Here is a 26,378-nt window from a genome sequence, read left to right on the forward strand (position 1 = left end):
CTAGTAAAATCTTGGAGATGTATATTTATTACTAAAGTTGAGTAAATCGAAATTATATAGTAAAATAATTTCGTGACTTCCGTTGTTATATCCACTTAGTTCGCTTGTACTAAAATCATATGAATATCCAACTTTTAGGTTTTTTGTTATATTAAAACCTGCCAATGCAATAAAAGCATCTTCATAGCGATAAGAAATCCCTAATTCGAATTTATTATAAATCAAAGAATTCAATGAAATATCGAATGTTAGCGGCGAATCTAATACTTGTTTTATCACCATTGATGGCTTCAGTTTAACCTCATCTACCAGATCAAATACGAAACCTGTTACTCCATATAAATGTGTTTTTGATTGTGAAACTCCAATTCCACTAATATCTACATCATTAGGCAATAAATTTGGAGATGATATTCCTGCATAAAAATTATTAGAAAATAAGAATAGTCCTGCTCCAATATTAAGTTGCAGTTTAGAGTTATTGCTAGCAAATGCAGGATCATCTGCTACATCAGAGCCAGAAGCATCCAGTTTAAAACTATTGATTCCGGCTTTTAATCCATAGGACAACTTAAAACGATCAGAGACACGAGTGATATACGCAAAATCAACATTGAAAAAATTGTTATTTGTACTAATTGCCTCACCGATTCTATCATTTACATAATTAACACTTAACTCAATCTTTTCACTTAATGGAATATTCCCAAAAACATTTGCTGTTTCTGGCGAACCATCGATTCCAGTCCATTGTTTTCTATATAATAAACCTGTGGAAATCAATCCACTTTGGTTCGTAACATAAGCAGGATTAACTGTGCTCATGTTATACATGTATTGAGAATACTGTGGATCCTGCTGTCCATATAATACTGAGCAGAAAACTATAGCTATACTAAAAATTAATCGTGATTTCATTGTTTATCTGCTTAGGTAAAAGCTTCCTTGAATTGGAAAATTATTTTCAAAATTGGGAGTGAAAATATAGAAATAGGTACCAGATGGAAGATCATCTCCTAATCGTATTGAAACATTACTTTCTCCTCTAAATTCCTCTGTATTTCGATTACCCTCAAAGACAGTGGCTCCATATCTATTATAAATTTTCAAATCAAAATCCGGAAAAGCGACTGGAATATTAAACTCGTCTTCTATAAATAGCTCAAAAGTATCATTTTGGTTATTTCCATCTGGAGAAACTCCATCTTGAAAATCTAACGAACATAAATCTCCATTAGAGAATCGCTCACCCATATTGAGTATATTGATAGCAACAGTCACCCTTTCGGATTCACAATTATCTGCATCCACAGTCGCTATATAATAAATTTGATTATCAACAAGTAATGGATTATCAATAATTGGCATATCACTTTCTAGTGTAGGGTACCAATTGTAATTTAAGACATCTACTTCTATATCATCTAACCTTTTTGCATCCAAAATACAAAACTCCTGATCCGGTACATTGGGTTCTGGCAAATCTATAATTTGCACTTCTACATTGAGAGCCGATTCATCACAAGGAGCAGTATTAGGTATTACATATCTAAAATTATATATTTTGTTGATTTCGTTATCGGGATTAGGCAATAAATCAAACTCTACAACTCCTTCTGGCGTTAATGCGCCTGTATTTTCTATATCCTCAAAACTTCCTATTCTTGGTGTATCATTATCTAAAATTGTAAATAAATTTACGCGTCCATCAATTTCACAAAAAGAATCGCTTCTATCGTTACCTATTTCCACGGGTTCAACAATTTCAATAGTTACTGTTGCCTGATCCGAACCAACACAACTTTCATTTCCCATTACGCTATATACATAATCTCCAGGTCCTAAAATCGGTAAAGTCAGGTCCGAAGCATCAAAAACACCTAGATGATCAGGAGAAGTATATCCAAAAGGACCTGTCCAAATACCTGTTGTATCAGGATCACCTTCTAATAAATCAAAAAGAGTAACGGTTAAATCATCAGAGCATAATGTTATTGGAGTCCCACTTCCTGCTCCCGCATTAGCGTTCTCATAAATTGTAAAAGTTAGATCCGCACTATCCGAACAATTATCTGCACTTACGGTACTATATGTAAATGCAAACTCCTGCGGCGATTGTATTAATGTATCTGGAAATACAAAAAGATTATCAATTTGATCACCATTTTGGTTGGTCCAAATACCGGTTTCTACAATATCATCAATTCCATTAGTAATTAATAAACTTCTTAGGTCAACTGATCCTTGGTCAATACAGAAACTTAACCCCGAAGTATCTTCTCCCGCATGATCTTCTGCTAAAATTTGTAAAACTACTTCTGCTTCTAAATCCGGACATGCATTTCCACCACACCCCACAATGCTGGAACATACATAATATCTAAACCTATATTCTCCAGGTCTCGCTCCATTGGTTCTTACCGGACCATTAGCATCGTAATAAGGTGGTAGTAAATCATCATCAGTGATTGCTGGATCCGCTATACATCTCAGTAGCGTAGGATCTGTTAATCCAGTTCTTCTTTTAGACACTAATCCTAGGTCACTTGGCCCTGAAACAAACTCCCAATGAGTAGCGACATTGTTCTTGTACTCAAAACCTGGGGTAAACTCTAATAAATCAAAAAGATTTATAATTACAGGAGGTTCCTCTATTTTACCTGGACAAACTACTGGAAATTCTGATTGCTGAAAAGGTCTAAGTTGTTCATATAGACTAAAACTCACTGTAGATGTTTCATCACTACAAACGACCGATCGTTTTTCTACTTTATAACTAAAACTATATGTTTCACAACCAAATCTTAGATTGTTACCATTATCAATTAATTCTTCATATAAATCTTTTATGTTTATAGTTAAGTTTTCCGGATTTCCATTTTGTTCTTCAATCCAAAAACCTTCTATATCCTCTCCATCTAAAAAATCTCTAACATTAATATCATTATCCCATTCTCCAGCAAGAATACTACTTTCACAAATTGATTGATTATCTGGTATACCAGCATCTACTTGTCTTACCACAGACACTCTTATTGTTGTTTGAGTACTTTGGCTACAAGGTGTTATTCCAGGAACAACATAGCTTATCTCATATACGTTTTGATCCACTCTTGGAAGTCCTGGTTGATATTCTACAGGCCCTCCAGTAAAAACATTACCTGATACAGATCCTCCATCTGGATTGTTTCCAGTAAAAGTCCAAAATCCATTTATATGAGCTCCAGGTGTTACGCTATTAGTTACTAAAACTGTATTAAGATCTAATTGCCCAGTAGTTTCACAGATATAATAATTGATATCATCATCATCCGGTGGTAGTGCCGTGCCAGAATAAGGACCCAAAATAAGACTTACAACTAAAACAGGATCATCACCACAATCGGGACTTGATAATATAAATTGATAGTCCGTTATACTCTCTGAAGCATCTCGTAATTCCCAAGTTGGTAAACTTCCAGTAGTTTCGTCTAAAACAACAGAAATATTAGGTGTAGTTGACCAAACACCATCGGCGGTAGTAGTACCTGTTTCAGTATACAAATTAATGATACCATCAGGTACACCATCGATATCAAAATCGATGGTAGTCATATCACATATTGATATCACCTGAGTTTGATTGCATTGAGATATAATTTTCCCAAAGCTTCCAAATAATATCAATAAAATGAATAGTAATTCTGTTCTATATTCTTTCAAAGTTTATTAGTTTATATGTAAGTGTCATAATTCTCCTATTTGTTACCTATCAAAATGAAATAAATTAATTGACTGGGTCTCAAAAAAGCCAGGCAAAAATATAAAATTATGTTAAAAATCAACTATTAACAGACAAAAAAGAGCTTCATTGATTATCGAATCATATTAACTAAGCTCTTGATTTTAAAACCTCTACAATATCATTCATTTTATATCCTTTGGCTTGTAGTAAAATCAGATAATGAAAAAGCAAGTCAGCACTTTCGCTTAGAAATAAATCATCATTATCATCTTTAGCTTCTATCACTACTTCTACAGCTTCCTCTCCAACTTTTTGGGCTACTTTATTAATTCCTTTTCTAAATAGAGAAGCTACATATGATTCATCATTGTCTTGATTCTCTTTTCTATTTTGTATGATATCCTCTAAATCCGTTAAAAACCCAAAAGATTGATCGTTACTTTCATTCCAGCACGTATCCGATCCTCTATGACAAGTCGGTCCTACTGGATTAACAGTAATCAATAAGCTATCTTGATCACAATCATTCTTAATATCCACTAGGTTTAAAAAGTTGCCACTCTCTTCTCCTTTGGTCCATAATCGATCCTTTGTTCTACTAAAAAAAGTAACTTTTTTTGAGTCTAAGGTTTTTTGATATGCCGCCTCATTCATATATCCCAGCATTAGTACATTCTTAGTAGTTGCATCTTGGATAATTGCAGGAACTAGTCCGTCGTTATTTTTATTGAAATTTATTTCCATTGTTATAGTTGTCATTCCGGACTTGATTCGGAATCTTTTAATTTATACTTAATTTCTTATGGATTCCAGATCAAGTCTGGAATGACATTTAATCATAATCTTACCGGAATTTTGTTTGCTTTTAATTCCTCTTTTAAATCTTTAATCTCTATTTCTTTAAAATGAAAAACACTCGCTGCCAAAGCTGCGTCTGCCTTTCCCTCTTTAAAAGTATCCACAAAATGCTGCATATTTCCTGCTCCACCAGAAGCTATTATCGGAATATTCAACTCATTTGATAACTTAGCTAATGCTTTATTTGCAAAACCATCTTTGGTCCCATCATTATCCATTGAGGTAAATAATATTTCTCCGGCACCTCTTTCTTCTACTTCTTTTGCCCAATCAAATAGATCAAGCTCAGTCGGCACTTTCCCTCCTACTAAATGTACTATCCACTTTCCGTCAATCTGTTTAGCATCTATCGCAACAGTAATGCATTGACTTCCGAATTTACCAGCTAAATCATTGATAAGTTGCGGATTTTTTACAGCAGATGAATTTACAGAAACTTTGTCTGCTCCGTTCTGAAGTAATATATCTACATCTTCTATTGATGAAATTCCACCACCTACGGTAAAAGGTATATTCACTTTTTCTGCAACTCGCAGCACTAGATTTGCTAATGTTTTTCTCCTTTCCTCTGTAGCTGAAATATCTAAAAAGACCAATTCATCTGCTCCAGCTTTAGAATAGGCATCAGCTAACTCTACAGGATCTCCGGCATCTCTTAAATCAACAAAATTAACTCCTTTTACGGTTCGGCCATTCTTAATATCCAAACATGGTACAATTCTTTTTGTAAGCATCTCCTTTGTTAATAGTTTATGGTTATTAGTTGTTAGTTGTTAGTTGATGGACTCTTTACTTAATACTCTATACTATTTACTAACTACTAATTACTTATTTATTTTTAATATTTAGATCCATACCATCATAAAAACCTAAATCTTTATTTTTTAATTGTTTTGTCCAAAAAGCTATCTGTCCTGTATGATACGACAAGTGTTCTGTAACATGAATTGCGATACCAATTCCGGAAAAAGTAAACCCTTGTACTTCTCTTTTTCTCATTAATTCAGAAAAAGAACAGTCTAACAATGTTGTTTTTGCTTGTTTAACTGTGTTATTAAGTTTTGATAACAACTGTGCTTTAGAGAAACCTTCAGTAGCTTCAAACTCTGCATAACGATCACGTTTATCTTCTAAGTTTCCTAAAGAAGCGATAGCATACTGAGTAATATTACCACATAAATGCAAAATCAAATTCCCTATACTATTAGAAGATTCGTTAAATCGTTTCCAAATATCATCCTCTGCAAGTTGATCAAAACTGCTAGAGACCATCCTGATACTTTCATCTAACCTATAAATGATTTGTTCTTTAAACTCTTTAGCTATCTCCTCGTTCATTATTTTAAAGTATTAGATCCTGCTCTGCAGCAAGATTAGTCCAACTTACAATTTTGAGTTCGTTCTTAAACTTCTTAAAATTGAGTTCCACTAATATAATTCTCTAGTTGTTTCAAGCTAATTCGGTTTTCGTAAATAGCTTTTCCAATAATAGTTCCTTCGCATCCTAATTCAGCCAATTTTGGTAATTCATCAAAAGTTGAAATGCCGCCGGAAGCAATTAGTTTTATATCATTTATTTCTGTCAACATCTTTTTATACAAATCAAAAGAAGGTCCTTCTAACATCCCATCTTTACTTATATCAGTACAGATCACATATGAGATCCCTTCTTTCTGGTATTTTTTAACAAAAGGTATTAACTCTTTATCACTTTCTTCTAACCAACCGCTAACAGCAATCTTTTCATTTTGTGCATCTGCACCCAAAATAATCTTATCCTTACCAAACTTTGATAACCAAGATTTAAAAATGTCTGCATTCTTTACAGCAATACTGCCACCAGTAATTTGATTTGCACCACTATTGAAAGCAATTTTTAGATCTTCATCGGTTTTTAAACCGCCTCCAAAATCAATTTTTAAGCTTGTTTTAGAAGCTATTTGCTCTAACACCTTATGATTTACAATATGTTTAGACTTAGCCCCATCGAGATCTACTAAATGTAAATATTGAATTCCGTGTGCTTCAAACTCCTTAGCAACTTCTAATGGGTTTTCGTTATATATTTTCTTAGTATCATAATCTCCTTTCGAGAGTCTAACGCATTTTCCGTCTATGATATCTATTGCTGGTATTATTCTCATTGATTAACTTATTAATCAACCCTGAACTTGTTTCAGGGTCTATTTTGTATTATTAGTGTCTTTAATTTTGGATTTGATTTCTTTACCAAATTCCATTTCCATTCTTTATGCCAATTTTTTAATTGTTTTTCTCTAGCCCTTGCCAAATTACCTTCTTCGTATTCTTCAAAATAAACTAAGTCAAATGCACCATATCGTTTTGTGAAATACGCTCCATTTCCAGACTTATGTTCCTTAAGTCTCCTAATGATATCATTAGTAAAACCAACGTAAATAACTGTTCTATTTTTATTTGACAATATGTAACAATAATACTTCAACTATAAGTTATTATCTAATTAGTAAGGATTCTGAAACAAGTTCAGAATGTTACAGGTTCAAAAAATTCTCTAGAATTTTTGAACCTGTAACACTACTCTTTTCAGGATGAAACTGAGTTCCATAGAAGTTATCTTTTTGCAATGCTGTACTATAGGTTATTCCATAGCTTGACTGTGCTATGGTTTCTTCCATTACCGGAGCATAATAACTATGCACTAAATAGATATACTCTTTTTCTGCTACTCCATCAAACAATTTAGATTTTAAAGATTCTATTTGGTTCCACCCTATTTGTGGAACTTTTACACCGTGATTAAACCTCACTACATCCGTATGAAAAATCCCTAATCCTTCAGTATCACCTTCTTCCGTATAGTTACACATTAACTGCATTCCTAAACAAATACCTAATACAGGTTGTTTTAACTGTGGCACCAAAGTATCCAAACCAGATTCTCTTAATTTTTTCATAGCGCTACTTGCCTCACCAACTCCCGGAAAGATAACTTTATCCGCGGCTCTAATTTCATCAGGATCATCACTTAAAATCGCTTTATATCCTAATCGTTGAATTGCAAATTTGATTGATTGGATATTTCCTGCTCCGTAATTTATGATTACTATTTTCATTTTTACAATTAGTATTAAGTACTAAGTACAAAGTATTAAGTATATTTTCTTTGTCACCAAAAAACTTTGTGCTCAATATTAATTACTTTATTTATTATTAGTATAAACTACTGAGTTCGCCATTAAGTATATTTTTCTCGTTTTAAAAACTCTATACTCAATACTAACTACTCTATACTATTTATTATAACATTCCTTTGGTACTTGGTAAAAACATTTTATTAGCATCTCTTTTCACTGCCATCTTCATAGCTTTGGCAAATGCTTTAAATATGCCTTCTATTTTATGGTGCTCATTATCTCCTTCTGCTTTAATATTTAAATTACACTTAGCACCATCTGTAAATGATTTAAAAAGGTGAAAAAACATTTCTGTCGGCATATCGCCTATTTTCTCACGTTTAAAATCAGCATCCCAAACTAACCAAGGACGTCCTCCAAAATCAACTGCAGCCTGTGCTAAGCAATCGTCCATCGGTAAACAAAACCCATAGCGTTCGATTCCCAATTTAGCACCTAAGGTTTTATGAAACAATTCTCCTAAAGCGATCATTGTATCCTCTATAGTATGATGTTCGTCCACTTGTAAATCTCCATCTACCTGAACAGTTAAATCCATCGCACCATGACGCCCAATCTGATCTAACATATGATCAAAGAAATGTAAGCCTGTAGAGATATTGTTTTTACCAGAACCATCTAAATTAAGCTTAATATAAATCTTAGTTTCGTTTGTATTTCTTGTAATTTCAGCTACTCGATCTTCTAACTTTAAAAATTCATAAATATCTTTCCAATCTGTAGAAGTTAACGCAATACTATTATTAATGGCTCTTGTATCAGTTTCTATTTCATCTGCTCCAAGTTCCGGATCTTCGGATAGAAAAATTCCTTTAGCTCCAAGGTTTTTTGCCAATTCCATATCTGTAATCCGATCTCCTAAAACAAATGAATTCTCTAGATCATACTTTTCTTTATCAAAATACTGAGCTAACAGACCTGTTCTAGGTTTTCTGGTATCTGCATTTTCATGGGGAAACGTTTTATCAATATGAACTGCATTAAATACCACGCCTTCTTTTTCGAATGCAGTCATCACTTTATTATGAGCTGGCCAAAAAGTATCTTCTGGAAAGGAATCCGTTCCTAATCCATCTTGATTGGTTACCATCACTAATTCATAATCCAATTCATTAGCGATTTTAGCCATATACTGAAAGACCTTTGGATAAAACTCTAATTTCTCTAAACTATCTAATTGATAATCCACAGGCGGTTCTAAAACTAAGGTACCGTCGCGATCTATAAATAATACTTTCTTTTTCATATGCCCTCACCCTAACCCTCTCCCATAAGGAGAGGGAACTAAGGATTTTTTATAATTGTTTTAATACTTTTATTAACTTCTCATTTTCAATTTGTGTACCCACGGTTAATCGTAGTGTATTTTCACAAAGAGGTTGCGTTGTTCTATTACGAATTACAATACCTTCTTTAAGCAATTGATCATATCTTTTATTTGCATTATCCACTCTTACTAAAACAAAATTAGCATCTGTTTTATATACTTCTTTTATAAAAGAAACATCTTTTAAAGAAATAATCATTTTCTCTCTTTGTTCTAGAATATTAGTAACTTCTTCTTTTACGGTTGCTACATCCATCACTCGCTCTAATGCTCTTTTCTGTGTAAGTTCATTTACATTGTAAGGTGGTTTGATTTTATTAAGCACACTGATAATTTCTTCTGAAGCATAACACAATCCTAGTCTAATTCCAGCCATACCATATGCTTTGGACAATGTCTGTGTGATAATGAGATTAGGATACATATCTATTTTGTTGATCCAACTTTCTTCTGACGAAAAATCGATATATGCTTCATCGATAACCACTAAACCTTCAAAACTTTCTAAAATTTTAATGATATTTTCTTCTAAAAAAGAATTACCAGTTGGGTTATTTGGAGAACATAAGAAAATAATTTTTGTTGCGTCGTCAATTGCCTCTAGAATTTCAGATACATTTGGTTCAAAACTTTTCGTTAATAAAACTTCCCGTTCACTAACATCATTGATATTTGCCAACACTTTATACATTCCATATGTTGGAGGTAATGTTATAATGTTATCTCTTTTAGGTTCGCAAAACGCTCTAAACAAAAGATCTAAAACTTCATCACTTCCGTTTCCTAATAATATATTTTGAGAAGAAACTCCTTTTTGATCTGCCAATACAGTCTTTAAACCACGTTGTTGAGGATCTGGATATCGATTTACACCATTCTCATAAGGATTTTCATTAGCATCCAGAAAAATCATTTTGGAGCCATCAGAAACATATTCATCTCGTGCAGAGGAATATGGTTTTAATCCTTTTACGTTTTCTCGTATTATTTTATTTATATTGAATTGTGTTTTGTTCATTTCTATTGTCGTCCTGAATTTGCTTCAGGATCTCATAATTTAATTATTTTAATTTTCTAACCTTAGTTAAAAAAGTTTAATCCAAAAATCTTGGTTAATAAAACCCCTACAATTGCTATTAACAGAGTTATTGTTATAAATGAAATCATTAAGATTAGTAGGAATTTTATAAATTTCCATAACACCCTTGCCAAAGTAAGGTCACATAATCTTTTATAGGTAAATGAATAATAAAAAATTGCAATTAACACAGTTGATGTAAAGATGTATGGATGAATAACTAATGCCATCAAAAACAAAAAAGTGGATGTAATCATGGAAAAGCCTTGTATATAGCAATTAATCACCAAATGCTCTGCATAATTGTACTTCTTTCTTCCAAAAACCAGATATGAAATAAAAGTATAAACCGGCATTAATAGAAAAGCAGAAAGGTTAAAATATTTTAGCAGCATACCTTGCGTCTTTTTTTGACTCTCTATTTGCTCCTTCATAAAGTCTTCAAATGCTTCCTGCTCTTTTTCATTTTCTAAATTTTTGAGGGAATCGTTTTTTTCTTTAGCACTATCAAATTGTATTCGGTAAAAACCTTCACCAAACATACCAGATGAAAACTCAGTATACTTATCTGAAAAAGAATTAAAAACGAGCGTTGCAATAGTAAGACCGATTAAAAGAAATGTAAACGGTGGCATAAATTTTTTCCGAACTCCATCAATGTAATCCTTAGCAACTTTATCTGGTGCCACCAACATTATTCTAAAAGTTCTTAGATACGTGTTATCCCAACCAAAAACCTTATCAAGGAATTCCAGAAACATTCTCTTCACGGTAAGTCTTTCTGTAACAACTTTTGCTCCACAACTTTGACAAAACTGTGCAGTTTCTGTTAGATTATATTCGCAATTTTTACAACTCATCTTTTAACATTCAATTGACCATAAACTTATCTAATAATCTTCCAGACTATTCAATCTAAGAGTGACAGCGTTTTTATGGGCTTGCAAACCTTCTGCTTCTGCCATGATCTCTATAGCATTCCCTATACTTTTTATTCCTTTTTCCGATATTTTCTGAAATGTCATAGATTTCATAAAACTATCTAGATTCACTCCGCTATATTGTTTTGCATATCCATTAGTTGGCAAGGTATGGTTCGTACCCGAAGCATAGTCCCCAGCACTTTCGGGAGTATAATTACCTATAAAAACAGAACCTGCATTGATAATATTATCCACATAGAAATCCTGATCTGCTACACACACGATAAAATGTTCAGGACCGTACTCGTTGATTAACTCTAATGCTTCTACATCACTTTCTACATAAATCAGTTTAGAATTCGAAATAGCCGCCTCTGCAATTTCTTTTCTCGGTAACACATCACATTGACTAGTAACTTCTTTTTCTACTGCTGAAATAAGCTCTTTTGAAGTAGACACTAAAATCACTTGACTATCGGTACCGTGTTCTGCCTGACTTAACAGGTCTGAAGCTACAAAAGATGCATTAGCCGTATCATCTGCCACTACTAGTAACTCACTTGGACCAGCTGGCATATCAATCGCAACTCCAAATTTTGTTGCTAATTGTTTAGCCACGGTAACAAACTGATTTCCTGGACCAAAAATTTTATATACTTGTGGGATAGTTTCTGTTCCAAAAGTCATTCCTGCAATCGCTTGAATTCCACCAACCTTAAAAATTTTGGTTACACCACAAAGATTCGCAGTGAATAAAATAGCTGGATTGATTTTCCCTTCTTTATCAGGAGGTGAACATAGTACTATTTCTTTACAACTAGCGATATTAGCTGGAACAGCAAGCATCAAAATTGTAGAAAACAAAGGTGCTGTCCCTCCGGGAATATACAATCCTACCTTCTGTATAGGTCTTTTCTCCTGCCAACAGCTAACTCCATCCTTAGTTTCTACAGATACCTTTTCAGTTTTCTGGGCGGCATGAAAAGCCTCTATATTTGATTTAGCAAGTACAATAGCTTCTTTGAGTTCTTGACTAACCAATTGCTTTGCATTTTCTATTTCTTCTTTAGGAACCAATATTGAATCTAAGGACACCTTATCGAATTTCTCGGTATATTTATCAATAGCAATATCTCCATCAGTTTTAACTTCACTAAAAACATCCAAAACAATACTTTCAATATCTGCTAAAGTTTGTGTTGGTCTTTTTAGAATTTCTGACCAGGTATTTCTCTCTGGATTGTATATTTTTTTCATAACCCCTCACCCTAACCCTCTCCCTAAGGAGAGGGAACTTAGGTATATAATTTAATTATTCATTAGATCGTAATTCGTATTTCAAAAATCATAATACCATTTTCTCAATTGGACATACCAAAATACCTTCTGCCCCTTCTGCTTTTAATTCATCCAGAATATCCCAAAACTTGTTTTTTTCTACTACTGTATGAATTGAACTCCACCCTTTTTCTGCAAGTGGCAAAACCGTTGGACTGCGCATTCCCGGTAAGATATCTACAATACGATCAATTTTATCATTGGGAGCATTCAATAATACATACTTAGAAGCTCTCGCTTTTAGCACTGCTTGTATTCTAAATTGTAACTTTTTTAGAATTTCTGTATTCTCATTACTTATACCAGGAGAAACTGCTAATACAGCTTCAGACGTGAGCATAACCTCTACTTCTTTAAGATTGTTTTTAAACAATGTACTTCCACTAGATACAATGTCGCAAATAGCATCAGCTAAACCGATGTTTGGAGCAATTTCTACAGATCCGGAAATCTGGTGTAGGTCAGCAGAAATTCCTTTTTCTTTCAGATATTCGTTTACTGTATTCGGATATGAAGTGGCTATTCTTTTCCCATCAAGATCTTTGATCGAATTATATTCCACATCTTTCGGAACAGCGAGAGATACTTTACACTTAGAAAAATTTAGTCTTTCGGCTATAGTGATATCCTTACCTTTTTCGACTAGGACATTTTCTCCAATAATAGCAATATCTACAACACCATCTCTTAGGTATTGAGGAATATCACCATTACGAAGGAACATCACTTCCATCGGGAAATTTCTGGTGGCTGCTTTTAGTTGGTCTTTTCCGTTATCTATAGAAATTCCACAATCTTTTAAAATCTGAACAGAATCCTGATTAAGTCTACCGCTCTTTTGAATAGCAATTTTAATTTTTGACATTGTCTTTTTTGTTGTTGTGTTTGATCAGTTCAAAACAAGCTTTAAAATGAAAAAACCCGTTTGAAAATGCTCAAACGGGTTATTATATATGATTAACTTATACACATATCAACTTACCACGCCTGTGCGGAGATGTAAGAATGATGATGATGTACAAGAATATTTTTCATGTTTTCTGTAATACTCTGCGAATGTATAAAAAATATTTTTTTCTGAAATGCATTTCAGCCTAAATTTTTGCTATTCATCTTTTTTCAAGATATAAATCGCTCAATCATAATCAATTAATTAAAACATTTTTATAACTTTAAAAGACTAACACTAATCATCAATATATGAAAAATTTAATTTCGTTCCTTATTTTTATCCTATTCGCCTTACTGGGAATGTGGTGGTACTACTCCTGTAATTGGTGTCTTGGAGATAGGAATAAAGGATCTTCTATTGTAGAAGAAACTATTGACTCTGAAGCTGAGACAAAGGCTAAAAAGGCTTATGAAGATAGTTTAGCACTAGCTCACGGCCTATATGCTAAGAACAACCAAAATACAGATGTTTTTAGATATCCTGAAAATCTTCAAATTAACAACTCCAACTTTACAGTAAATATACCTGATCGTGTTCAAGGTTTTGAAAATAAGATAGCCGATTATCTTGGGCAAAATCAAAATCAAGAATTAGTCATTTATGGTTATGAAACTTCTGAAGAACAAAAAACAGATACATTAACCGGAGTTTCAAGAGCTAATTTTATTAAAGATATTTTGGTTAACGCAGGCATAAATGGAGATCGAATTGTTACTAAAGCGAAATTACATACATACAATTATGATGCAGATGGATATTACAAAGGTGGTATTCTTCTAAATTTTACTGAAATAGATGAATCCAGACTAAAAGAAGTCGAAAAAGGAATCGCCAATAAAACCTTATACTCGGATTTTGGGTCTAAAGAATTCAAACCAGATGCTACACTATCAAATTACGCATTGGAACTCAAAAATTATCTAAACAAATATCCGAACAAAAATGTACTGATTACAGGGCATACAGATGACGTTGGGGACGATGCAGCTAATCAGTCGATTGGTCTAAAAAGAGCTGGAAATGTCAAAAATTATTTAGCTTCTCAAGGTATTCCTTTAGAAAAACTAACCTCAGAGTCTAAAGGAGAATCAAGTCCGGTTGCTCCAAATGATACCGAAGAAAACAGGGCAAAAAACAGAAGAATAGAAATAATTGTAAACTAAATAACTACAAATATGTTAGATTTTTTAAACGAAGCAAACTGGTGGTGCCTACTAATATTGTTATTAATTGCATTCTTACTAGGATGGTTTTTATCTAAATGGGCGCTCAAAAATAAATATCAAGAAAAATTAGACCAATGCCTTAGAGAAAAGGAAAAACTAAGAAATGGAAATTTCAAAAAGGCGAATACTACATTTTCAAAACCTATTTCCGTTGAAGCTAATGATAGTGCAAAAGCAATTACCTCTGGCGAAACAGAAACAAAACTTGAAGATGGTGAAAAACCTAAATTAAATTTTGACAGTTTTGGAAAAGCGGATGAATCAGAAAAAGATGATCTAAAACTAATTAGCGGAGTAGGCCCTTTTATAGAAAAGAAGTTAAACAGTATAGGAATATACACTTTTGACCAAATAAGTAAGTTTACAAAAGAAGATATAGATACGGTGACGGATTTGATACAGTTTTTTCCCGGTCGTATTGAACGGGACAACTGGTCCGATCAAGCTGAAAAACTAAAAAACAAATAATATAGTATTGATCCGATTATAACTAATCGAAAAATCATATCTCTATATAATAAACAGCTTCTAAATACTTTTTTGAAGCTGTTTTTTCATCTTTTTTAGACTTGAGCTCCTTTAGTACTCCAGCTATTTTTATCTTTTTTTCAGGAAGTTTATGATAACCTTTAGCATGAGCAATAAGAAAAGTTTCTGATGACTCCTCCTCTGCTATTTCATACACATCATAGGTTTCTACTATAGGAATCATTGAAAACGTAGTTACTTTTCCTGCAACAATAGGCACCATGATAAAGCCATTAAAATCAGATTGTGACGCTACTTTTTTAGGAATACCGGTAATAATAGTATTTAAGGATAATTTTCCTTTATGATTAACTTCAGAAGGTAATAACTCGATGACATTATATTTAGCGTATATAGATTGAAAATCTTTTGATAGTGAAGAAATTATTTGATTTCTTGCCAGAGTATCCAATTCAGAGATTGATACGTCTAAAAAAAGAATCATCTTTTGCTTATCACTAAAAAGCCCAGCTACTTTGCCTAGCTCCGCTGGTGAAATTACACCATCATCAGCTTTAGTAAGTATATTGTAAAATCTACCACCATTATCTAATGTTGCTATGGCTTCATCTATATTTTTAAACGGTTCTATCTTTTTCATATTCTATAAATTTTCAACAATATCAAAGAGTCTATCTATTTTATGGATTTCTATAAAAAAACCATCATATAATATTCGCATACTATATGATGGTTTATCATTAAAAGATATCTATTATAATAAAATGTCGTTCTATTGATTTCCTAAGATTATAGGCATTCCACTTTCACCCGAACCTATTACTATCACTTTAGCATTAGGAGATTTTGCTAATTCTAAAGTAGCTTCAATTCCTTTTTCTGTAAGAATCTTATCCGTTAACGAAGCACTTAGAATTTGGTTAGCAATAGCTTTACCTTCCGCATCAATTTTTTGTCTTTCTGCTTCTTTTTGAGCTTTTGTTAATTTAAACTCATACTCTAACGATTCTTGCTCTTGTCTTAATTTACGTTCAATAGCTTCCTTGATTGTTGGCGGTAAAGTTACATCACGCACCAATACTTCATTAAGTTGTACGTATTGATCTCCTACAATCTTTTTAGTCTCTTCATAAATCTCTTTCTGAATGACATCTCTTTTACTAGAATACAATTGCTCTGGAGTATACCTACCTACCACACTACGCGCCGCAGATCTTATTGTTGGCAATAATATTCTTTGCACATAATTTTCTCCTTTTTGTTGGTGTAATAATCCCAATTTTTCATATTGAGGTTGAAACCAAGCAGATGCATCTAGTTTTATTTCCAGACCATTAGAAGAAAGTACTTGCATTTTCTCAAACACTTCTTGTTGTCTTACTTCATATACAATTACTTTGTTCCAAGGAGCGACTAAATGAAATCCTTCTCCCAGTGGTGGTTCATCAGTAACAACTCCTCCTGCAAAAGTTTTATAAAGCACTCCAGCTTCTCCAGAGCCGATAGTAACTGTAGACTTTGAAATAAAGACAATTAAAAGTACTACAATAATAAGAATAGGTAATCCTATTTTAGGTAATTTTTCCATGATAAATGTTTAGTTTTTAAATTTTAAATAAGCCCATTATATTTTCGCATAAACCACTCTACAGCTAGTAAAAATATTATAATTGCTAAAAGATATTTCCAATCTATTAAAGATACGATATTTTCTTTGCTCTTCTGGATTGCCTGATACCTCTGATCCTCAATCAGATCACGAATCAAAATATTATTTTGACTCATAAAATAAGCCTTTCCTTCAGTATTAGTCGCTACTTGTCTTAGTTTCGTTACATCCGCATTCAATAATTGTTGCTCTACATCATAATCCAAAATGCTAAAACTTCCGGAGCGTGATATATTTTCGCCTGTAACTATTACAGTATAATCATAATTACCAGAAGACAAACTACTGAGATCAGCTTCATACGAATTGTTTTTCAATAACATCGGAATTGTCTGAGATGTTTCTTTATCTTTATTTTTAACTACAATATTCAGACTTCCTCTACGATCAAATTCATAATTTTTAGTAAAATATTCTGCTTTGATCTTAATGCTGGCATTACCATAATAGAAAGATTCTGAAATAGTATTTAATCTACTTTTTCGTTTATTAGAAGCTAGATACTGTATTATCTTTCCAAAAAAATCATCGAAACTTTCAAAATTCTTATTATCCAGATAATTCTGAGCTCTCCATCGCCATATACCCTCACCTAATAACACTGCTTCTCTTATTCCATTATCTTCTATGGTAGCTAACATAGGTTCATCGGTAGTAATATTACCAACATTTCTCTGCAACAGCACATCGTGAGAAAAATTAATATTTATTTCGCCAAAGGTTCCAATCAATGGTGGATATCCATCAAAACCGATATTTTCTGCCAGAAATGTTCCATAGTTTACATTAAATTTTGGTAAATAATACTCCGTTTGCCTCGTGATTTCTTGTCTGTATTTATTCTGAATCTTATTAAGAAATACCCAATCAGTTTTAGCACCAGTAATCGTAAAACGATTTTTTCTAACATTCTCTATTTTTTCATATACCCCTCTAAATCTGGCATTAGGTTGATACAAAATGATCAATTGATATTCATCAACATCTTTTACCTCAGAAGGTTTGACAATAGTAAGGCTTCTGCGTTCATTACTTTCTATACTTTTTTTGATCGTGCCTAAATCAGGATGAGTCATATCACTAACCAACAATATATTTGTTTTCTGATCAATAACTTCTACTGCAAAGTCTTTACTATTATTAACTTTATTCTTTTCATTGTCGACAGGAATAAGCGTAGCATTATACTGTAATACACCCGCATTACTAGCGGCTAAAGTAAAATTGATTACTTTAGAATTATTCTCTTTAGAAAAAGAAACCGGTTGTGAGTAAATCATATTTCTACCCGATTTTACTTCAAACCTGGTGTTTATATTTTCGGTTCCGGAATACGTAAGAATGACCTCTACCGGAAACTTGTTTTTAAGATATGCATACCGATTTACATTAAGCTGTTGGATTTTAGTATCGGTTACCTTTATAGTATCTCCAGCAATTACTGGGTAAATCTGCTGTTTATAAGCATTACTTCTAAATTGATAATCTCTACCATAAGTTTGATTACCATCTGTAACTAGTATTGTTGGAGCATTAGAGTTTTTATAAATCTGATCTAAATTATCTAACGCTTTAGAAATATTGGTTTGTTTCTGATTAAACGTAAGACTTAAGGTATCCTTTAAATCATCAGAAAACGAATAGTACTTTATGTCAAATCGTTCCTTAAGCTCCTCATTCGTTTGGATCTGATTTACAAACTGTGATACTTGCTGATCTTGATTAAGATGTTTTATTGAAGAAGAATTATCAACTGCAACTACTAATGTTGGCTTTTCTGTATAATATGTGTTTTTTCGAAATGTTGGATTAATTAATAAAACCAGTAATGCAAATACGCTTAGAAAACGTAAAAAAGCAAAGAACAAGTTCCTTTTGGTTCTATTCTTTGCTTTGTACATATATTGGAATAGCGCTATAACTAATGCAATTATTCCTGCCGCTATGATCAATCCTATATTTTGTGTCTGCATTCTTATTAATTACGATGTAAACGTTCAGTTTTACAATTTTTCACTTTCCACATTTTTAAGATAGTCGATTACAAACCTGAAAATAAAAACATTTAATTAAAAAGGTCTTAAACTTATTAAAAAACTATTCGAAAATCGTTAATCGTAATTCTAGAGTTTGATTTAAGTTAGCATTCCGCCGTCTACATTAAGGACCTGTCCAGTAACATATCCACTTAGATCACTAGCCAAAAACAGACAAGCATTAGCTATATCTTCTGGAGATCCTCCTCGCTTCAATGGTATTGCTTTTCTCCATTCATCAACAACTTTTTCATCTAGTTTACCTGTCATTTCTGTCTCGATAAAACCAGGAGCAATTACATTGCTACGTATATTTCTGGAACCTAATTCTAAAGCTACCGACTTAGAGAAACCAATAATACCAGCTTTTGAAGCTGCATAATTAGCTTGACCAGCATTTCCTTTTACTCCAACTACGGAACTCATATTAATTATACTTCCACTACGTTGTTTCAGCATTGTTCGCTGTACTGCTTTGGTCATATTAAACACACTTTTTAGATTAACTTCGATAACTTTATCAAAATCTTCTTCACTCATTCTCATAAGTAAATTATCTTTAGTGATACCCGCATTATTGACCAGAATATCTATACTTCCGAAAGTCTCCAGAACATCCTTTATTAAACTTTCAGATTCTGCGAAACTGGCAGCATTACTTTGATATGCTTTGGCTTGAATACCTAAATCATTTAATTCTTTTTCTAAATCTTTTGCAGCATCTACTGAAGAACTATATGTAAATGCAACATTTGCACCTTGTTTTGCAAAAACTTGTGCTATTCCTTTTCCGATACCACGAGTAGCACCCGTGATAATGGCAGTTTTACCTTGTAAGAGATTCATTCGCTCTATAATATTTTTTTGGTTACATACCATTTATATATGATATGTATGATTTTGTGTTTTCAAATATAAGAATTACTAAGAGGTCACCAACAATAAACTCTTTGATTTATATTAGGTTTTATATACGAGAACCTTATTAAATGTATTGCTACGAATAATAGTAAGTATTTTTATTTCATTAGAAAGCTGAATATATGATAGTTATTAAAATTGAAATCCCATAAAAACTGCTGGCTTACTGGCTAATTATATTAAAAAAACCTCGATTGAGTACATCGAGGTTTTTATATAATGTTTAAGTCATTAATACTAATGATGCACGACAGCTTCTGATCTGTATGTATACATGTTCTTTTGGAAACTATGATACTTTTTCATTGCCATAAAAACTTCATCACCTATTTCTTTTGAAAACTTTACAGAATCTTTTAATAAATCTGCTGCCTTATTAATAGTTTGCTTTAGTCTACGCCCACTATCATCCAACTCCAAAAATTGTTTATGCATATCAGGAGTGCACGGTTCACAGCGATAAGAATGTAGCTCAGTAAGCATTCCGGAGAGTTCTTCTTTCATTCGGCTTAATCTAAGCGTATGTGTCTGACGGTTTGGAGATTCTTTTGGGGTAGTTTGATTTTTCATAATGGTTTGGTTTTAAAGGTGAGTGTATTAAATTTACCAAGAATTAATAAGACCTCAAAAAAAACTGCTGGTATACGTACATGTTTTATATTTATGTTAAATAATTAAACGATTTATAAAAAAATTATCATTAAATGATGACTAAAATTTCATAAATCTCAATCACATAATTCAAAAAATAAGGGAAAATACCCTTTAAAATTTATAATCATAACCTAACTATTTCATAAAAACCAATGAATCAGAAAAAAAAATTTAAGTGGGGAATCATTGGCTGTGGTAAAATTGCGCATAAGTTTGCCGAGGATTTAATGACTATCCCAACTGCTACATTATATGCAGTAGCGAGTAGAGATTTAAAAAAAGCTAAAGATTTTGGAAAAACATATGATGCCTATAGCTGTTATGGAAGTTACAAAGAACTTGCAACAAACCCCGAAATAGATATTATCTACATTGCAACTCCTCATGTTTTTCATTACGAAAACACACTAATGTGTCTTACTCATAAAAAAGCAGTGTTATGTGAGAAACCCTTTGCTATGAATATAAAACAGGTAGAAGAAATGATTACTGCGGCAAAAAATAGTGATACGTTTTTAATGGAAGCCCTATGGACCTATTTCTTACCTCATTATGAGTATGTTTTAAATGTTATACAATCTAATGAGCTGGGCGAAGTAAAAAGTTTAAAAGCTGATTTTGGTTTTGCTAGCAACTATGATCCTGAAAATAGAGTGTTCAACAAAAAACTTGGTGGAGGAAGCTTATTAGACGTAGGAATCTATCCATTATTTGCAGCATTAAGTATACTGGGATATCCTAAAGAAATTGAGGCGAACGCCAAATTCAATGACAATGGAATAGATGAAAATTGTACTATGTTACTCACTTACAAAAACAATACCCAAGCATCTTTATATTGTTCCATTACAGAAAAAACAAATACCGAAGCTATTATCGAATTAGAAAAAGGAACCATTACTATTAATAGTCGTTTTCACGAACCTTCTTCTGTTACCATCACACGAGATGGAATTTCGAAATTACACGAATTTACTGTGGACACAAATGGTTACAGTTTTGAGGCAATTCATGTTCAAGAAATGCTAGAGCAAGGAAATACAGAAAGTACAATTATGAACTTCGATAAAAGTCTACAACTGATTCGTTTACTGGATACTGTAAGAGACAAAATTAACCTGTATTACGAATAGCTTAAAACATTTTTTTAGAAAATCTATTCGTTTTAAATAATAATTAGACAGCAATAAAAAAAAGCGTTTGACTAATTAATCAAACGCTTTCAATTTGTGTGAAAAAAAAGAGTATTTATTTAGCTCCCCACTCTGCAAGGGAGTCTTTGTTTAGCTTTACATAATCAGCATTTTTAGCCTTTTCTGCAAGCTCTAAAGATGTTTTAGCCGCTTTTATTGCTCCATCTTTATCTCCAGTTTTAGCAAGAATTAAAGAATGTTGTCTGTGGTACCAGAATGCATCTGCTCTACCCGCAACAGCCTTTTCAATGTGCTGTTTAGCCTTAGCATAGTCCTCAGTGTCTTTATAAAACACTGCTGCTTGATAGTGATCATTAGCAGATGGTCCAGCCATTACAGTTTCGATACTCTCCATTGCTTTCTTTTTAGAAGGAACTTCTAATTTAATAGCAGCTTCTGTACTTTCCCAAATAAAGTTCAAATGAGCACTATCCATAGTAAAATCACTAAACATAATCGTAAAAGTCTCCACATTCATTGGAATCTTGGTAGCTTTTACCTTAACTTTTCCAGCCACTTTGCTATCATCCCACTCTCTTGGTGTTCCCCAGTTATTTGCATCACTATAAAATATAACTTCCCAACTTTCTTTTCCTGGATTTGTAAAAATAGCATACGTTCCTTTTTTAAGTTCCGCATCTCCTATTTTAACATCATCACTAAAAGTAATCTGAGTATTTTTATTAGCTCCTGTTCTCCATAATTTATCGTAAGGAACCAGGTTTCCAAAAATGGTACGTCCTTTCATACTTGGACGCGAATATTCAACAGTAACATCTGTTAATCCTACCACTTGTTCTATTTTGGAAGAAGGACTAGGTTGAGGTGTTTTTATCTGAGCTTCTATCCCAAAAGATAACAAGGCAGCAGATACAAATAAGATGATCTTTTTCATTGTGTTTATATTTAGTCTATTAATTAGTTTACTAATAACGAAATTAACAATTACACATACATTAAGAGTTAACAAAAACTTAAAATAAGGAATGCTATATTTGCCATCATTTCTAATTGTATGAGACGTAAATATATATCAGAGATTATAGGCACATTTTCCATGGTTTTTTGTGGTACCGGAGCTATGACCATTAATGAAGTAACAGGAGGTGATGTTACTCATGTGGGTATTGCAGCTACTTGGGGACTGATAGTTATGGCGATGATTTATGCCTTTGGTGATATTTCGGGAGCACACTTTAACCCTGCCGTTACAATAGCTTTTGCATATGCTAAAAAATTCGAATGGAAAGAGGTACCTAAATATATTATTGCACAATGTGTCGGCGCAATTGCTGCCAGTAGTGTTTTACTTTTCCTATTTCCTGAAAGTGAATTTCTAGGCGGAACACTGCCTTCATTCGATGATCTCAGGGCGTTTATTTTAGAATTACTTCTTACTTATTTTTTAATGTTAGTCATTATTAATGTATCAACCGGATCAAAAGAAGTAGGTATGATGGCTGGAATAGCAATTGGAGGTGTTGTACTTCTGGAAGCTATGTTTGCCGGACCTATGACCAACGCTTCTATGAATCCTGCAAGATCTCTGGGGCCAGCATTATTATCTGGTCATTGGGAACATCAATGGCTATATATGATTGCTCCAATAATTGGAGCAATATTAGCTGTGATGACCTGCAAACTTATCAAAGCAGATAACTGCTGTAAAGAATGCTAATCATTAAGTAAGATCTTTTATCTTATGCTATTAATAAACAAAATATCGAAACTAGATAAATTCTAATTTTATTTTTTGTTTAACATTTATCACTAAAAGATTAAACAAAATGATTGTACCTTTAGCCTGAAAAAGAGGTACAAAATGAAAATATATACGCTAAAAGCAAAACAAAACCTACCAATTTCTCTTCAGGAAGCTTGGGATTTTTTATCAGATCCAAGAAACCTAAAGGTTATTACTCCGGATTATATGGGGTTTAAGATTTTATCCGGTGCAGATAGAAAAATGTATGCTGGACAAATCATCCAATACATCGTTACTCCTGTAGCTGGTATAAAAACTAAATGGGTTACCGAAATTACTCATACTGTAGACAAAGAATATTTTGTAGACGAGCAACGATTTGGTCCTTACGCACTCTGGCATCATAAACATTTTATAAAAGAAATTCCCGGAGGCGTCGAAATGGAAGATATTATTGATTACAAAGTACCGTTTGGAATTTTAGGACAGCTGATACATCCATTTTTGATTAAACCAAAGCTAAAAGAGATCTTTGATTATAGAGAAAAAAAGCTAATCGAAATGTTCGGAGCTTTCAATCATCCAACAGAAAAGCAAGTCGAACTAGTTTAATTATTTAGAAATTATACGAAATGAGAAAAAATATTTTACTTATTGGTGGTAGCCACGGTATAGGATTTGAAATAGCATTAAAATTATACGACAAACATAACATCTTTATAGCTTCTCGTACCTCGGAGAATTTAGGAAACCTGGAAGTCACACACATTCCATATGATGCATCAACAGATGAAATTGACGCTTCAAAACTACCTGAGCAATTAGATGGTTTTGTATACTGTCCTGGAAGTATAAATCTGAAACCATTTAAAATGTTAAGTCCGGAAGTCTTTCAGGAAGATATGCAAATCAATTTTATGTTCTTAGTAAAAATCATGCATTCCATTCTTCCTCAATTAAAAAAGTCAGACCAAGCTAGCCTAATATTCTTCAGCACTGTTGCTGTGAAAGTTGGTATGCCTTTCCATACTAGTGTTGCTGCTGCAAAAGGCGCTATAGAAGGTTTCGCAAAAGCATTGGCCGCAGAATATGCTCCTAAATTTAGAGTAAATGTAATCGCACCTTCATTAACCGACACACCATTAGCTCAAAGACTTTTAGGTAATGAAAAAAAACGAGAAAAAATGGATGAACGTCACCCTCTTAAACGTGTTGGCGAAGCAGAGGATATTGCCAATATTGCAAAATTTTTACTAAGTGATGATAGTAGTTGGATTACAGGACAAGTATTAGGTGTTGATGGAGGAATGTCTACATTAAATGTAAATTAATATGTCGCAAAAAGTAAATATCTTCTGGTTCAGGAGAGATCTTAGACTTGATGACAGTATAGGATTTCTCGAAGCTCTTAAAGATGACTTACCTATTTTACCGATTTTTATTTTTGATACTGATATATTGGATAAACTTCCTAAAGATGATGCTAGATTATCTTTTATACACCATACATTACAAAAGATTCGCAAAGAATTACAGAACGATCATAATAGTTCCATTGCCTTTTTTAATGGTAAGCCTGCTGAAGTTTTTAAGCACCTAATAAAGGGTTATGATATTGAGAAAGTATATGCTAATCACGATTATGAGCCTTATGCAAAAGAAAGAGATAAATCCATAGCAAAACTCCTCCTGGATAATTCTATAGAATTTAAAACCTACAAAGACCAAGTGATTTTCGAGAAAAGCGAAATCGTAAAATCTGACGGAAATCCTTATGTTGTTTATACTCCGTATAAAAATAAATGGAAAGAAGAATTTGATAGATCAAAATTAAAAATTCACGATACCAATCCGTATTTAAACAATTTAATCCAAAACACCGAACTACCAAATCTTTCGTTATCCAACATAGGATTTAAAAAATCCTCAATTGAAGTGCCAGATTATCTGGTTACTCCTACTCTTATTGACAATTATGAGGCTACTCGTAATTTCCCTGCAAAAGAAAATGGAACATCCAAACTTGGCACACATTTACGTTTTGGTACCGTAAGTGTTCGTAAAATGATAAAAAAAGCAATTGCAGAAAAAAATGAAGTTTTTTGGTCAGAATTAATATGGCGCGAGTTCTTTATGCAAATTCTTTGGCACTTTCCTCATACTAAGGACAAAGCATTTAGACCAAAATATGATCGTATAGAATGGCGCAATAACGAAAAAGAGTTTGAAGCTTGGAGAAATGGCAAAACTGGATACCCACTAGTGGATGCAGGAATGCGCCAACTCAATGAAACAGGATATATGCATAATAGAGTTAGAATGTTAGTTGCTAGTTTTTTATGCAAACACTTATTGATTGATTGGCGTTGGGGAGAAGCATATTTTGCCGAAAAACTGTTGGACTATGATATGTCTGCCAATGTAGGCAATTGGCAATGGGCAGCCGGTTCTGGTGTTGATGCAGCTCCTTATTTTAGAATCTTTAACCCTACAACACAAGTAACTAAATTTGATAAAAACCACGAATATATCAAGGCCTGGATTAAGGATATTAATGAACTAACGTATCCGCATCCTATTGTAGATCATAAAGAAGCAAGAGAACGTTGTCTTAAAGTCTATAAAGAAGCGGTGGCCGAATAACCAAATTATAACATTTCTTTAAAAATATGAATTGAAGTTTTTTGTAATTTAATAGCATTACAAATCAATTATAAACTAACAAACTTCAAACCAATGAATACACAAGAAGTAGCCAATCGTTTAGTAGAACTTTGCCGTAAGGGTGAAAATATGCAAGCTTTAAAAGAACTGTATGCTGACAATGTAGTTAGTAAAGAAATGCCTGGAGCTCCAAATGCTATAGTTACCGGAAAAGAAGCTGTTACCAAAAAAAGTCAAGATTGGTATGCTAGTGTAGAGGAATTCCATGGAGGAGAAATTTCTGATCCTGTTGTTGCAGAAAATCATTTTACTTGTAAGATGAAAATGGATTGCACATTTAAAGGACAAGGACGCATGCAGATGGAAGAACTAGCCATCTATAATGTGAATAATGGTAAAATAGTAGAAGAGCAGTTCTTTTACTCTATGCCTAATTAAAGTTAAA

Annotated in this window: 27 protein-coding genes; 8 read left to right on the forward strand and 19 right to left on the reverse strand. The window is 32.9% G+C overall.

Going from position 1 to position 26,378, the window contains the following annotated elements; translation table 11 throughout:
* The 13 genes from Q0910_RS24810 to hisG all read right to left on the reverse strand — a co-directional run bounded on the left by Q0910_RS24810 (position 1) and on the right by hisG (position 13,289).
* Entirely contained in the window at positions 1–918 is a 918-nt protein-coding gene (locus Q0910_RS24810; protein ID WP_299222687.1) for a type IX secretion system membrane protein PorP/SprF, read from the reverse strand.
* 3 nt (positions 919–921) lie between these two features.
* Positions 922–3,702 (reverse strand): gliding motility-associated C-terminal domain-containing protein, encoded by a 2,781-nt coding sequence (locus Q0910_RS24815; protein ID WP_299222688.1) that lies wholly within the window; start codon positions 3,700–3,702, stop codon positions 922–924.
* Positions 3,703–3,871: 169 nt separating this feature from the next.
* On the reverse strand, positions 3,872–4,468 hold the full coding sequence (hisIE, locus tag Q0910_RS24820) for a bifunctional phosphoribosyl-AMP cyclohydrolase/phosphoribosyl-ATP diphosphatase HisIE (protein ID WP_299222828.1): 597 nt from the start codon (positions 4,466–4,468) through the stop codon (positions 3,872–3,874).
* Positions 4,469–4,560: 92 nt separating this feature from the next.
* Positions 4,561–5,316, reverse strand: coding sequence for an imidazole glycerol phosphate synthase subunit HisF (hisF, locus tag Q0910_RS24825; RefSeq protein WP_299222690.1), 756 nt, complete (start codon positions 5,314–5,316; stop codon positions 4,561–4,563).
* 94 nt (positions 5,317–5,410) lie between these two features.
* Positions 5,411–5,920, reverse strand: a complete 510-nt coding sequence (locus Q0910_RS24830; RefSeq protein WP_299222691.1) for a DinB family protein — start codon at positions 5,918–5,920, stop codon at positions 5,411–5,413.
* A 74-nt stretch (positions 5,921–5,994) separates the two neighbouring features.
* Positions 5,995–6,726 (reverse strand): 1-(5-phosphoribosyl)-5-[(5-phosphoribosylamino)methylideneamino]imidazole-4-carboxamide isomerase, encoded by a 732-nt coding sequence (hisA, locus tag Q0910_RS24835; protein WP_299222693.1) that lies wholly within the window; start codon positions 6,724–6,726, stop codon positions 5,995–5,997.
* A 32-nt stretch (positions 6,727–6,758) separates the two neighbouring features.
* A complete protein-coding gene (locus tag Q0910_RS24840) occupies positions 6,759–7,046 on the reverse strand; it encodes a GIY-YIG nuclease family protein (protein WP_299222695.1) in 288 nt (95 codons plus the stop codon).
* 49 nt (positions 7,047–7,095) lie between these two features.
* Entirely contained in the window at positions 7,096–7,677 is a 582-nt protein-coding gene (hisH, locus tag Q0910_RS24845) for an imidazole glycerol phosphate synthase subunit HisH (protein WP_299222697.1), read from the reverse strand.
* 184 nt (positions 7,678–7,861) lie between these two features.
* The gene (hisB, locus tag Q0910_RS24850; RefSeq protein WP_299222700.1) at positions 7,862–9,004 is read right to left on the reverse strand and encodes a bifunctional histidinol-phosphatase/imidazoleglycerol-phosphate dehydratase HisB; all 1,143 of its coding nucleotides are present in this window, start codon (positions 9,002–9,004) and stop codon (positions 7,862–7,864) included.
* A 49-nt stretch (positions 9,005–9,053) separates the two neighbouring features.
* Positions 9,054–10,103, reverse strand: a complete 1,050-nt coding sequence (gene hisC, locus Q0910_RS24855) for a histidinol-phosphate transaminase (RefSeq protein WP_299222702.1) — start codon at positions 10,101–10,103, stop codon at positions 9,054–9,056.
* 62 nt (positions 10,104–10,165) lie between these two features.
* Entirely contained in the window at positions 10,166–11,023 is an 858-nt protein-coding gene (locus Q0910_RS24860) for a DUF3667 domain-containing protein (RefSeq protein WP_299222703.1), read from the reverse strand.
* Positions 11,024–11,053: 30 nt separating this feature from the next.
* Positions 11,054–12,343 carry a histidinol dehydrogenase gene (gene hisD / locus Q0910_RS24865; RefSeq protein WP_299222705.1) on the reverse strand — a complete coding sequence of 430 codons (1,290 nt, stop codon included), beginning with the start codon at positions 12,341–12,343 and terminating at the stop codon, positions 11,054–11,056.
* A gap of 88 nt (positions 12,344–12,431) precedes the next feature.
* The gene (gene hisG, locus Q0910_RS24870; protein ID WP_299222707.1) at positions 12,432–13,289 is read right to left on the reverse strand and encodes an ATP phosphoribosyltransferase; all 858 of its coding nucleotides are present in this window, start codon (positions 13,287–13,289) and stop codon (positions 12,432–12,434) included.
* 335 nt (positions 13,290–13,624) lie between these two features.
* Between hisG and Q0910_RS24875 the strand changes: the two genes are divergently transcribed.
* Together Q0910_RS24875 and Q0910_RS24880 are read left to right on the forward strand one after the other, a co-directional pair.
* Complete coding sequence (locus Q0910_RS24875) at positions 13,625–14,539, forward strand: OmpA family protein (protein WP_299222708.1); 915 nt, start codon at positions 13,625–13,627, stop codon at positions 14,537–14,539.
* A gap of 12 nt (positions 14,540–14,551) precedes the next feature.
* Positions 14,552–15,070 carry a hypothetical protein gene (locus tag Q0910_RS24880; protein ID WP_299222709.1) on the forward strand — a complete coding sequence of 173 codons (519 nt, stop codon included), beginning with the start codon at positions 14,552–14,554 and terminating at the stop codon, positions 15,068–15,070.
* A gap of 34 nt (positions 15,071–15,104) precedes the next feature.
* On the opposite strand, the gene Q0910_RS24885 is transcribed toward Q0910_RS24880, so the two are convergent.
* The 5 genes from Q0910_RS24885 to Q0910_RS24905 all read right to left on the reverse strand — a co-directional run bounded on the left by Q0910_RS24885 (position 15,105) and on the right by Q0910_RS24905 (position 20,287).
* Positions 15,105–15,731, reverse strand: a complete 627-nt coding sequence (locus Q0910_RS24885) for a hypothetical protein (protein WP_299222711.1) — start codon at positions 15,729–15,731, stop codon at positions 15,105–15,107.
* Between the two features lie 132 nt (positions 15,732–15,863).
* Positions 15,864–16,679 carry a prohibitin family protein gene (locus Q0910_RS24890; protein ID WP_299222713.1) on the reverse strand — a complete coding sequence of 272 codons (816 nt, stop codon included), beginning with the start codon at positions 16,677–16,679 and terminating at the stop codon, positions 15,864–15,866.
* 23 nt (positions 16,680–16,702) lie between these two features.
* Complete coding sequence (locus tag Q0910_RS24895; protein WP_299222714.1) at positions 16,703–18,733, reverse strand: VWA domain-containing protein; 2,031 nt, start codon at positions 18,731–18,733, stop codon at positions 16,703–16,705.
* A 162-nt stretch (positions 18,734–18,895) separates the two neighbouring features.
* The gene (gene fabG, locus Q0910_RS24900) at positions 18,896–19,642 is read right to left on the reverse strand and encodes a 3-oxoacyl-[acyl-carrier-protein] reductase (RefSeq protein ID WP_299222716.1); all 747 of its coding nucleotides are present in this window, start codon (positions 19,640–19,642) and stop codon (positions 18,896–18,898) included.
* Positions 19,643–19,954: 312 nt separating this feature from the next.
* Positions 19,955–20,287, reverse strand: a complete 333-nt coding sequence (locus Q0910_RS24905; RefSeq protein WP_299222718.1) for a hypothetical protein — start codon at positions 20,285–20,287, stop codon at positions 19,955–19,957.
* Positions 20,288–20,523: 236 nt separating this feature from the next.
* Here Q0910_RS24905 and Q0910_RS24910 point away from each other — a divergent pair, with 236 nt between their 5' ends.
* Positions 20,524–21,504, forward strand: coding sequence for a Gfo/Idh/MocA family oxidoreductase (locus Q0910_RS24910; RefSeq protein WP_299222720.1), 981 nt, complete (start codon positions 20,524–20,526; stop codon positions 21,502–21,504).
* A 115-nt stretch (positions 21,505–21,619) separates the two neighbouring features.
* Here Q0910_RS24910 and Q0910_RS24915 read toward each other — a convergent pair whose 3' ends face one another.
* Entirely contained in the window at positions 21,620–22,459 is an 840-nt protein-coding gene (locus tag Q0910_RS24915; protein ID WP_299222721.1) for a DUF2911 domain-containing protein, read from the reverse strand.
* Positions 22,460–22,579: 120 nt separating this feature from the next.
* Here Q0910_RS24915 and Q0910_RS24920 point away from each other — a divergent pair, with 120 nt between their 5' ends.
* From Q0910_RS24920 to Q0910_RS24940, 5 genes are all read left to right on the forward strand, one after another.
* Complete coding sequence (locus Q0910_RS24920; RefSeq protein WP_299222723.1) at positions 22,580–23,242, forward strand: MIP family channel protein; 663 nt, start codon at positions 22,580–22,582, stop codon at positions 23,240–23,242.
* Positions 23,243–23,386: 144 nt separating this feature from the next.
* Entirely contained in the window at positions 23,387–23,881 is a 495-nt protein-coding gene (locus Q0910_RS24925; RefSeq protein ID WP_299222725.1) for an SRPBCC family protein, read from the forward strand.
* A 20-nt stretch (positions 23,882–23,901) separates the two neighbouring features.
* Positions 23,902–24,600, forward strand: coding sequence for an SDR family oxidoreductase (locus Q0910_RS24930; protein ID WP_299222726.1), 699 nt, complete (start codon positions 23,902–23,904; stop codon positions 24,598–24,600).
* Position 24,601: 1 nt separating this feature from the next.
* Positions 24,602–25,912 (forward strand): deoxyribodipyrimidine photo-lyase, encoded by a 1,311-nt coding sequence (locus tag Q0910_RS24935; protein WP_299222728.1) that lies wholly within the window; start codon positions 24,602–24,604, stop codon positions 25,910–25,912.
* A 93-nt stretch (positions 25,913–26,005) separates the two neighbouring features.
* Complete coding sequence (locus Q0910_RS24940) at positions 26,006–26,371, forward strand: nuclear transport factor 2 family protein (RefSeq protein WP_299222729.1); 366 nt, start codon at positions 26,006–26,008, stop codon at positions 26,369–26,371.
* Positions 26,372–26,378: the final 7 nt, after the last annotated feature.

Origin of the sequence: uncultured Aquimarina sp. (genome assembly GCF_947495315.1) — a bacterium.
Taxonomy (GTDB): domain Bacteria; phylum Bacteroidota; class Bacteroidia; order Flavobacteriales; family Flavobacteriaceae; genus Aquimarina.

Excerpts from the sequence above, each read along its gene's own strand:
- Q0910_RS24810 (WP_299222687.1), bottom strand. The coding sequence starts at position 918 with ATGAAATCACGATTAATTTTTAGTATAGCTATAGTTTTCTGCTCAGTA.
- hisB (WP_299222700.1), bottom strand. The coding sequence starts at position 9,004 with ATGAAAAAGAAAGTATTATTTATAGATCGCGACGGTACCTTAGTTTTA.
- Q0910_RS24830 (WP_299222691.1), bottom strand. The coding sequence starts at position 5,920 with ATGAACGAGGAGATAGCTAAAGAGTTTAAAGAACAAATCATTTATAGG.
- Q0910_RS24905 (WP_299222718.1), bottom strand. The coding sequence starts at position 20,287 with ATGAAAAATCAAACTACCCCAAAAGAATCTCCAAACCGTCAGACACAT.
- Q0910_RS24930 (WP_299222726.1), top strand. The coding sequence starts at position 23,902 with ATGAGAAAAAATATTTTACTTATTGGTGGTAGCCACGGTATAGGATTT.
- Q0910_RS24920 (WP_299222723.1), top strand. The coding sequence starts at position 22,580 with ATGAGACGTAAATATATATCAGAGATTATAGGCACATTTTCCATGGTT.
- hisC (WP_299222702.1), bottom strand. The coding sequence starts at position 10,103 with ATGAACAAAACACAATTCAATATAAATAAAATAATACGAGAAAACGTA.
- Q0910_RS24925 (WP_299222725.1), top strand. The coding sequence starts at position 23,387 with ATGAAAATATATACGCTAAAAGCAAAACAAAACCTACCAATTTCTCTT.
- Q0910_RS24910 (WP_299222720.1), top strand. The coding sequence starts at position 20,524 with ATGAATCAGAAAAAAAAATTTAAGTGGGGAATCATTGGCTGTGGTAAA.
- hisA (WP_299222693.1), bottom strand. The coding sequence starts at position 6,726 with ATGAGAATAATACCAGCAATAGATATCATAGACGGAAAATGCGTTAGA.
- Q0910_RS24940 (WP_299222729.1), top strand. The coding sequence starts at position 26,006 with ATGAATACACAAGAAGTAGCCAATCGTTTAGTAGAACTTTGCCGTAAG.
- hisD (WP_299222705.1), bottom strand. The coding sequence starts at position 12,343 with ATGAAAAAAATATACAATCCAGAGAGAAATACCTGGTCAGAAATTCTA.
- Q0910_RS24890 (WP_299222713.1), bottom strand. The coding sequence starts at position 16,679 with ATGGAAAAATTACCTAAAATAGGATTACCTATTCTTATTATTGTAGTA.
- Q0910_RS24880 (WP_299222709.1), top strand. The coding sequence starts at position 14,552 with ATGTTAGATTTTTTAAACGAAGCAAACTGGTGGTGCCTACTAATATTG.
- Q0910_RS24895 (WP_299222714.1), bottom strand. The coding sequence starts at position 18,733 with ATGCAGACACAAAATATAGGATTGATCATAGCGGCAGGAATAATTGCA.
- Q0910_RS24935 (WP_299222728.1), top strand. The coding sequence starts at position 24,602 with ATGTCGCAAAAAGTAAATATCTTCTGGTTCAGGAGAGATCTTAGACTT.
- Q0910_RS24885 (WP_299222711.1), bottom strand. The coding sequence starts at position 15,731 with ATGAAAAAGATAGAACCGTTTAAAAATATAGATGAAGCCATAGCAACA.
- hisIE (WP_299222828.1), bottom strand. The coding sequence starts at position 4,468 with ATGGAAATAAATTTCAATAAAAATAACGACGGACTAGTTCCTGCAATT.
- Q0910_RS24860 (WP_299222703.1), bottom strand. The coding sequence starts at position 11,023 with ATGAGTTGTAAAAATTGCGAATATAATCTAACAGAAACTGCACAGTTT.
- hisF (WP_299222690.1), bottom strand. The coding sequence starts at position 5,316 with ATGCTTACAAAAAGAATTGTACCATGTTTGGATATTAAGAATGGCCGA.
- fabG (WP_299222716.1), bottom strand. The coding sequence starts at position 19,642 with ATGAATCTCTTACAAGGTAAAACTGCCATTATCACGGGTGCTACTCGT.
- hisH (WP_299222697.1), bottom strand. The coding sequence starts at position 7,677 with ATGAAAATAGTAATCATAAATTACGGAGCAGGAAATATCCAATCAATC.
- Q0910_RS24875 (WP_299222708.1), top strand. The coding sequence starts at position 13,625 with ATGAAAAATTTAATTTCGTTCCTTATTTTTATCCTATTCGCCTTACTG.
- hisG (WP_299222707.1), bottom strand. The coding sequence starts at position 13,289 with ATGTCAAAAATTAAAATTGCTATTCAAAAGAGCGGTAGACTTAATCAG.
- Q0910_RS24915 (WP_299222721.1), bottom strand. The coding sequence starts at position 22,459 with ATGAAAAAGATCATCTTATTTGTATCTGCTGCCTTGTTATCTTTTGGG.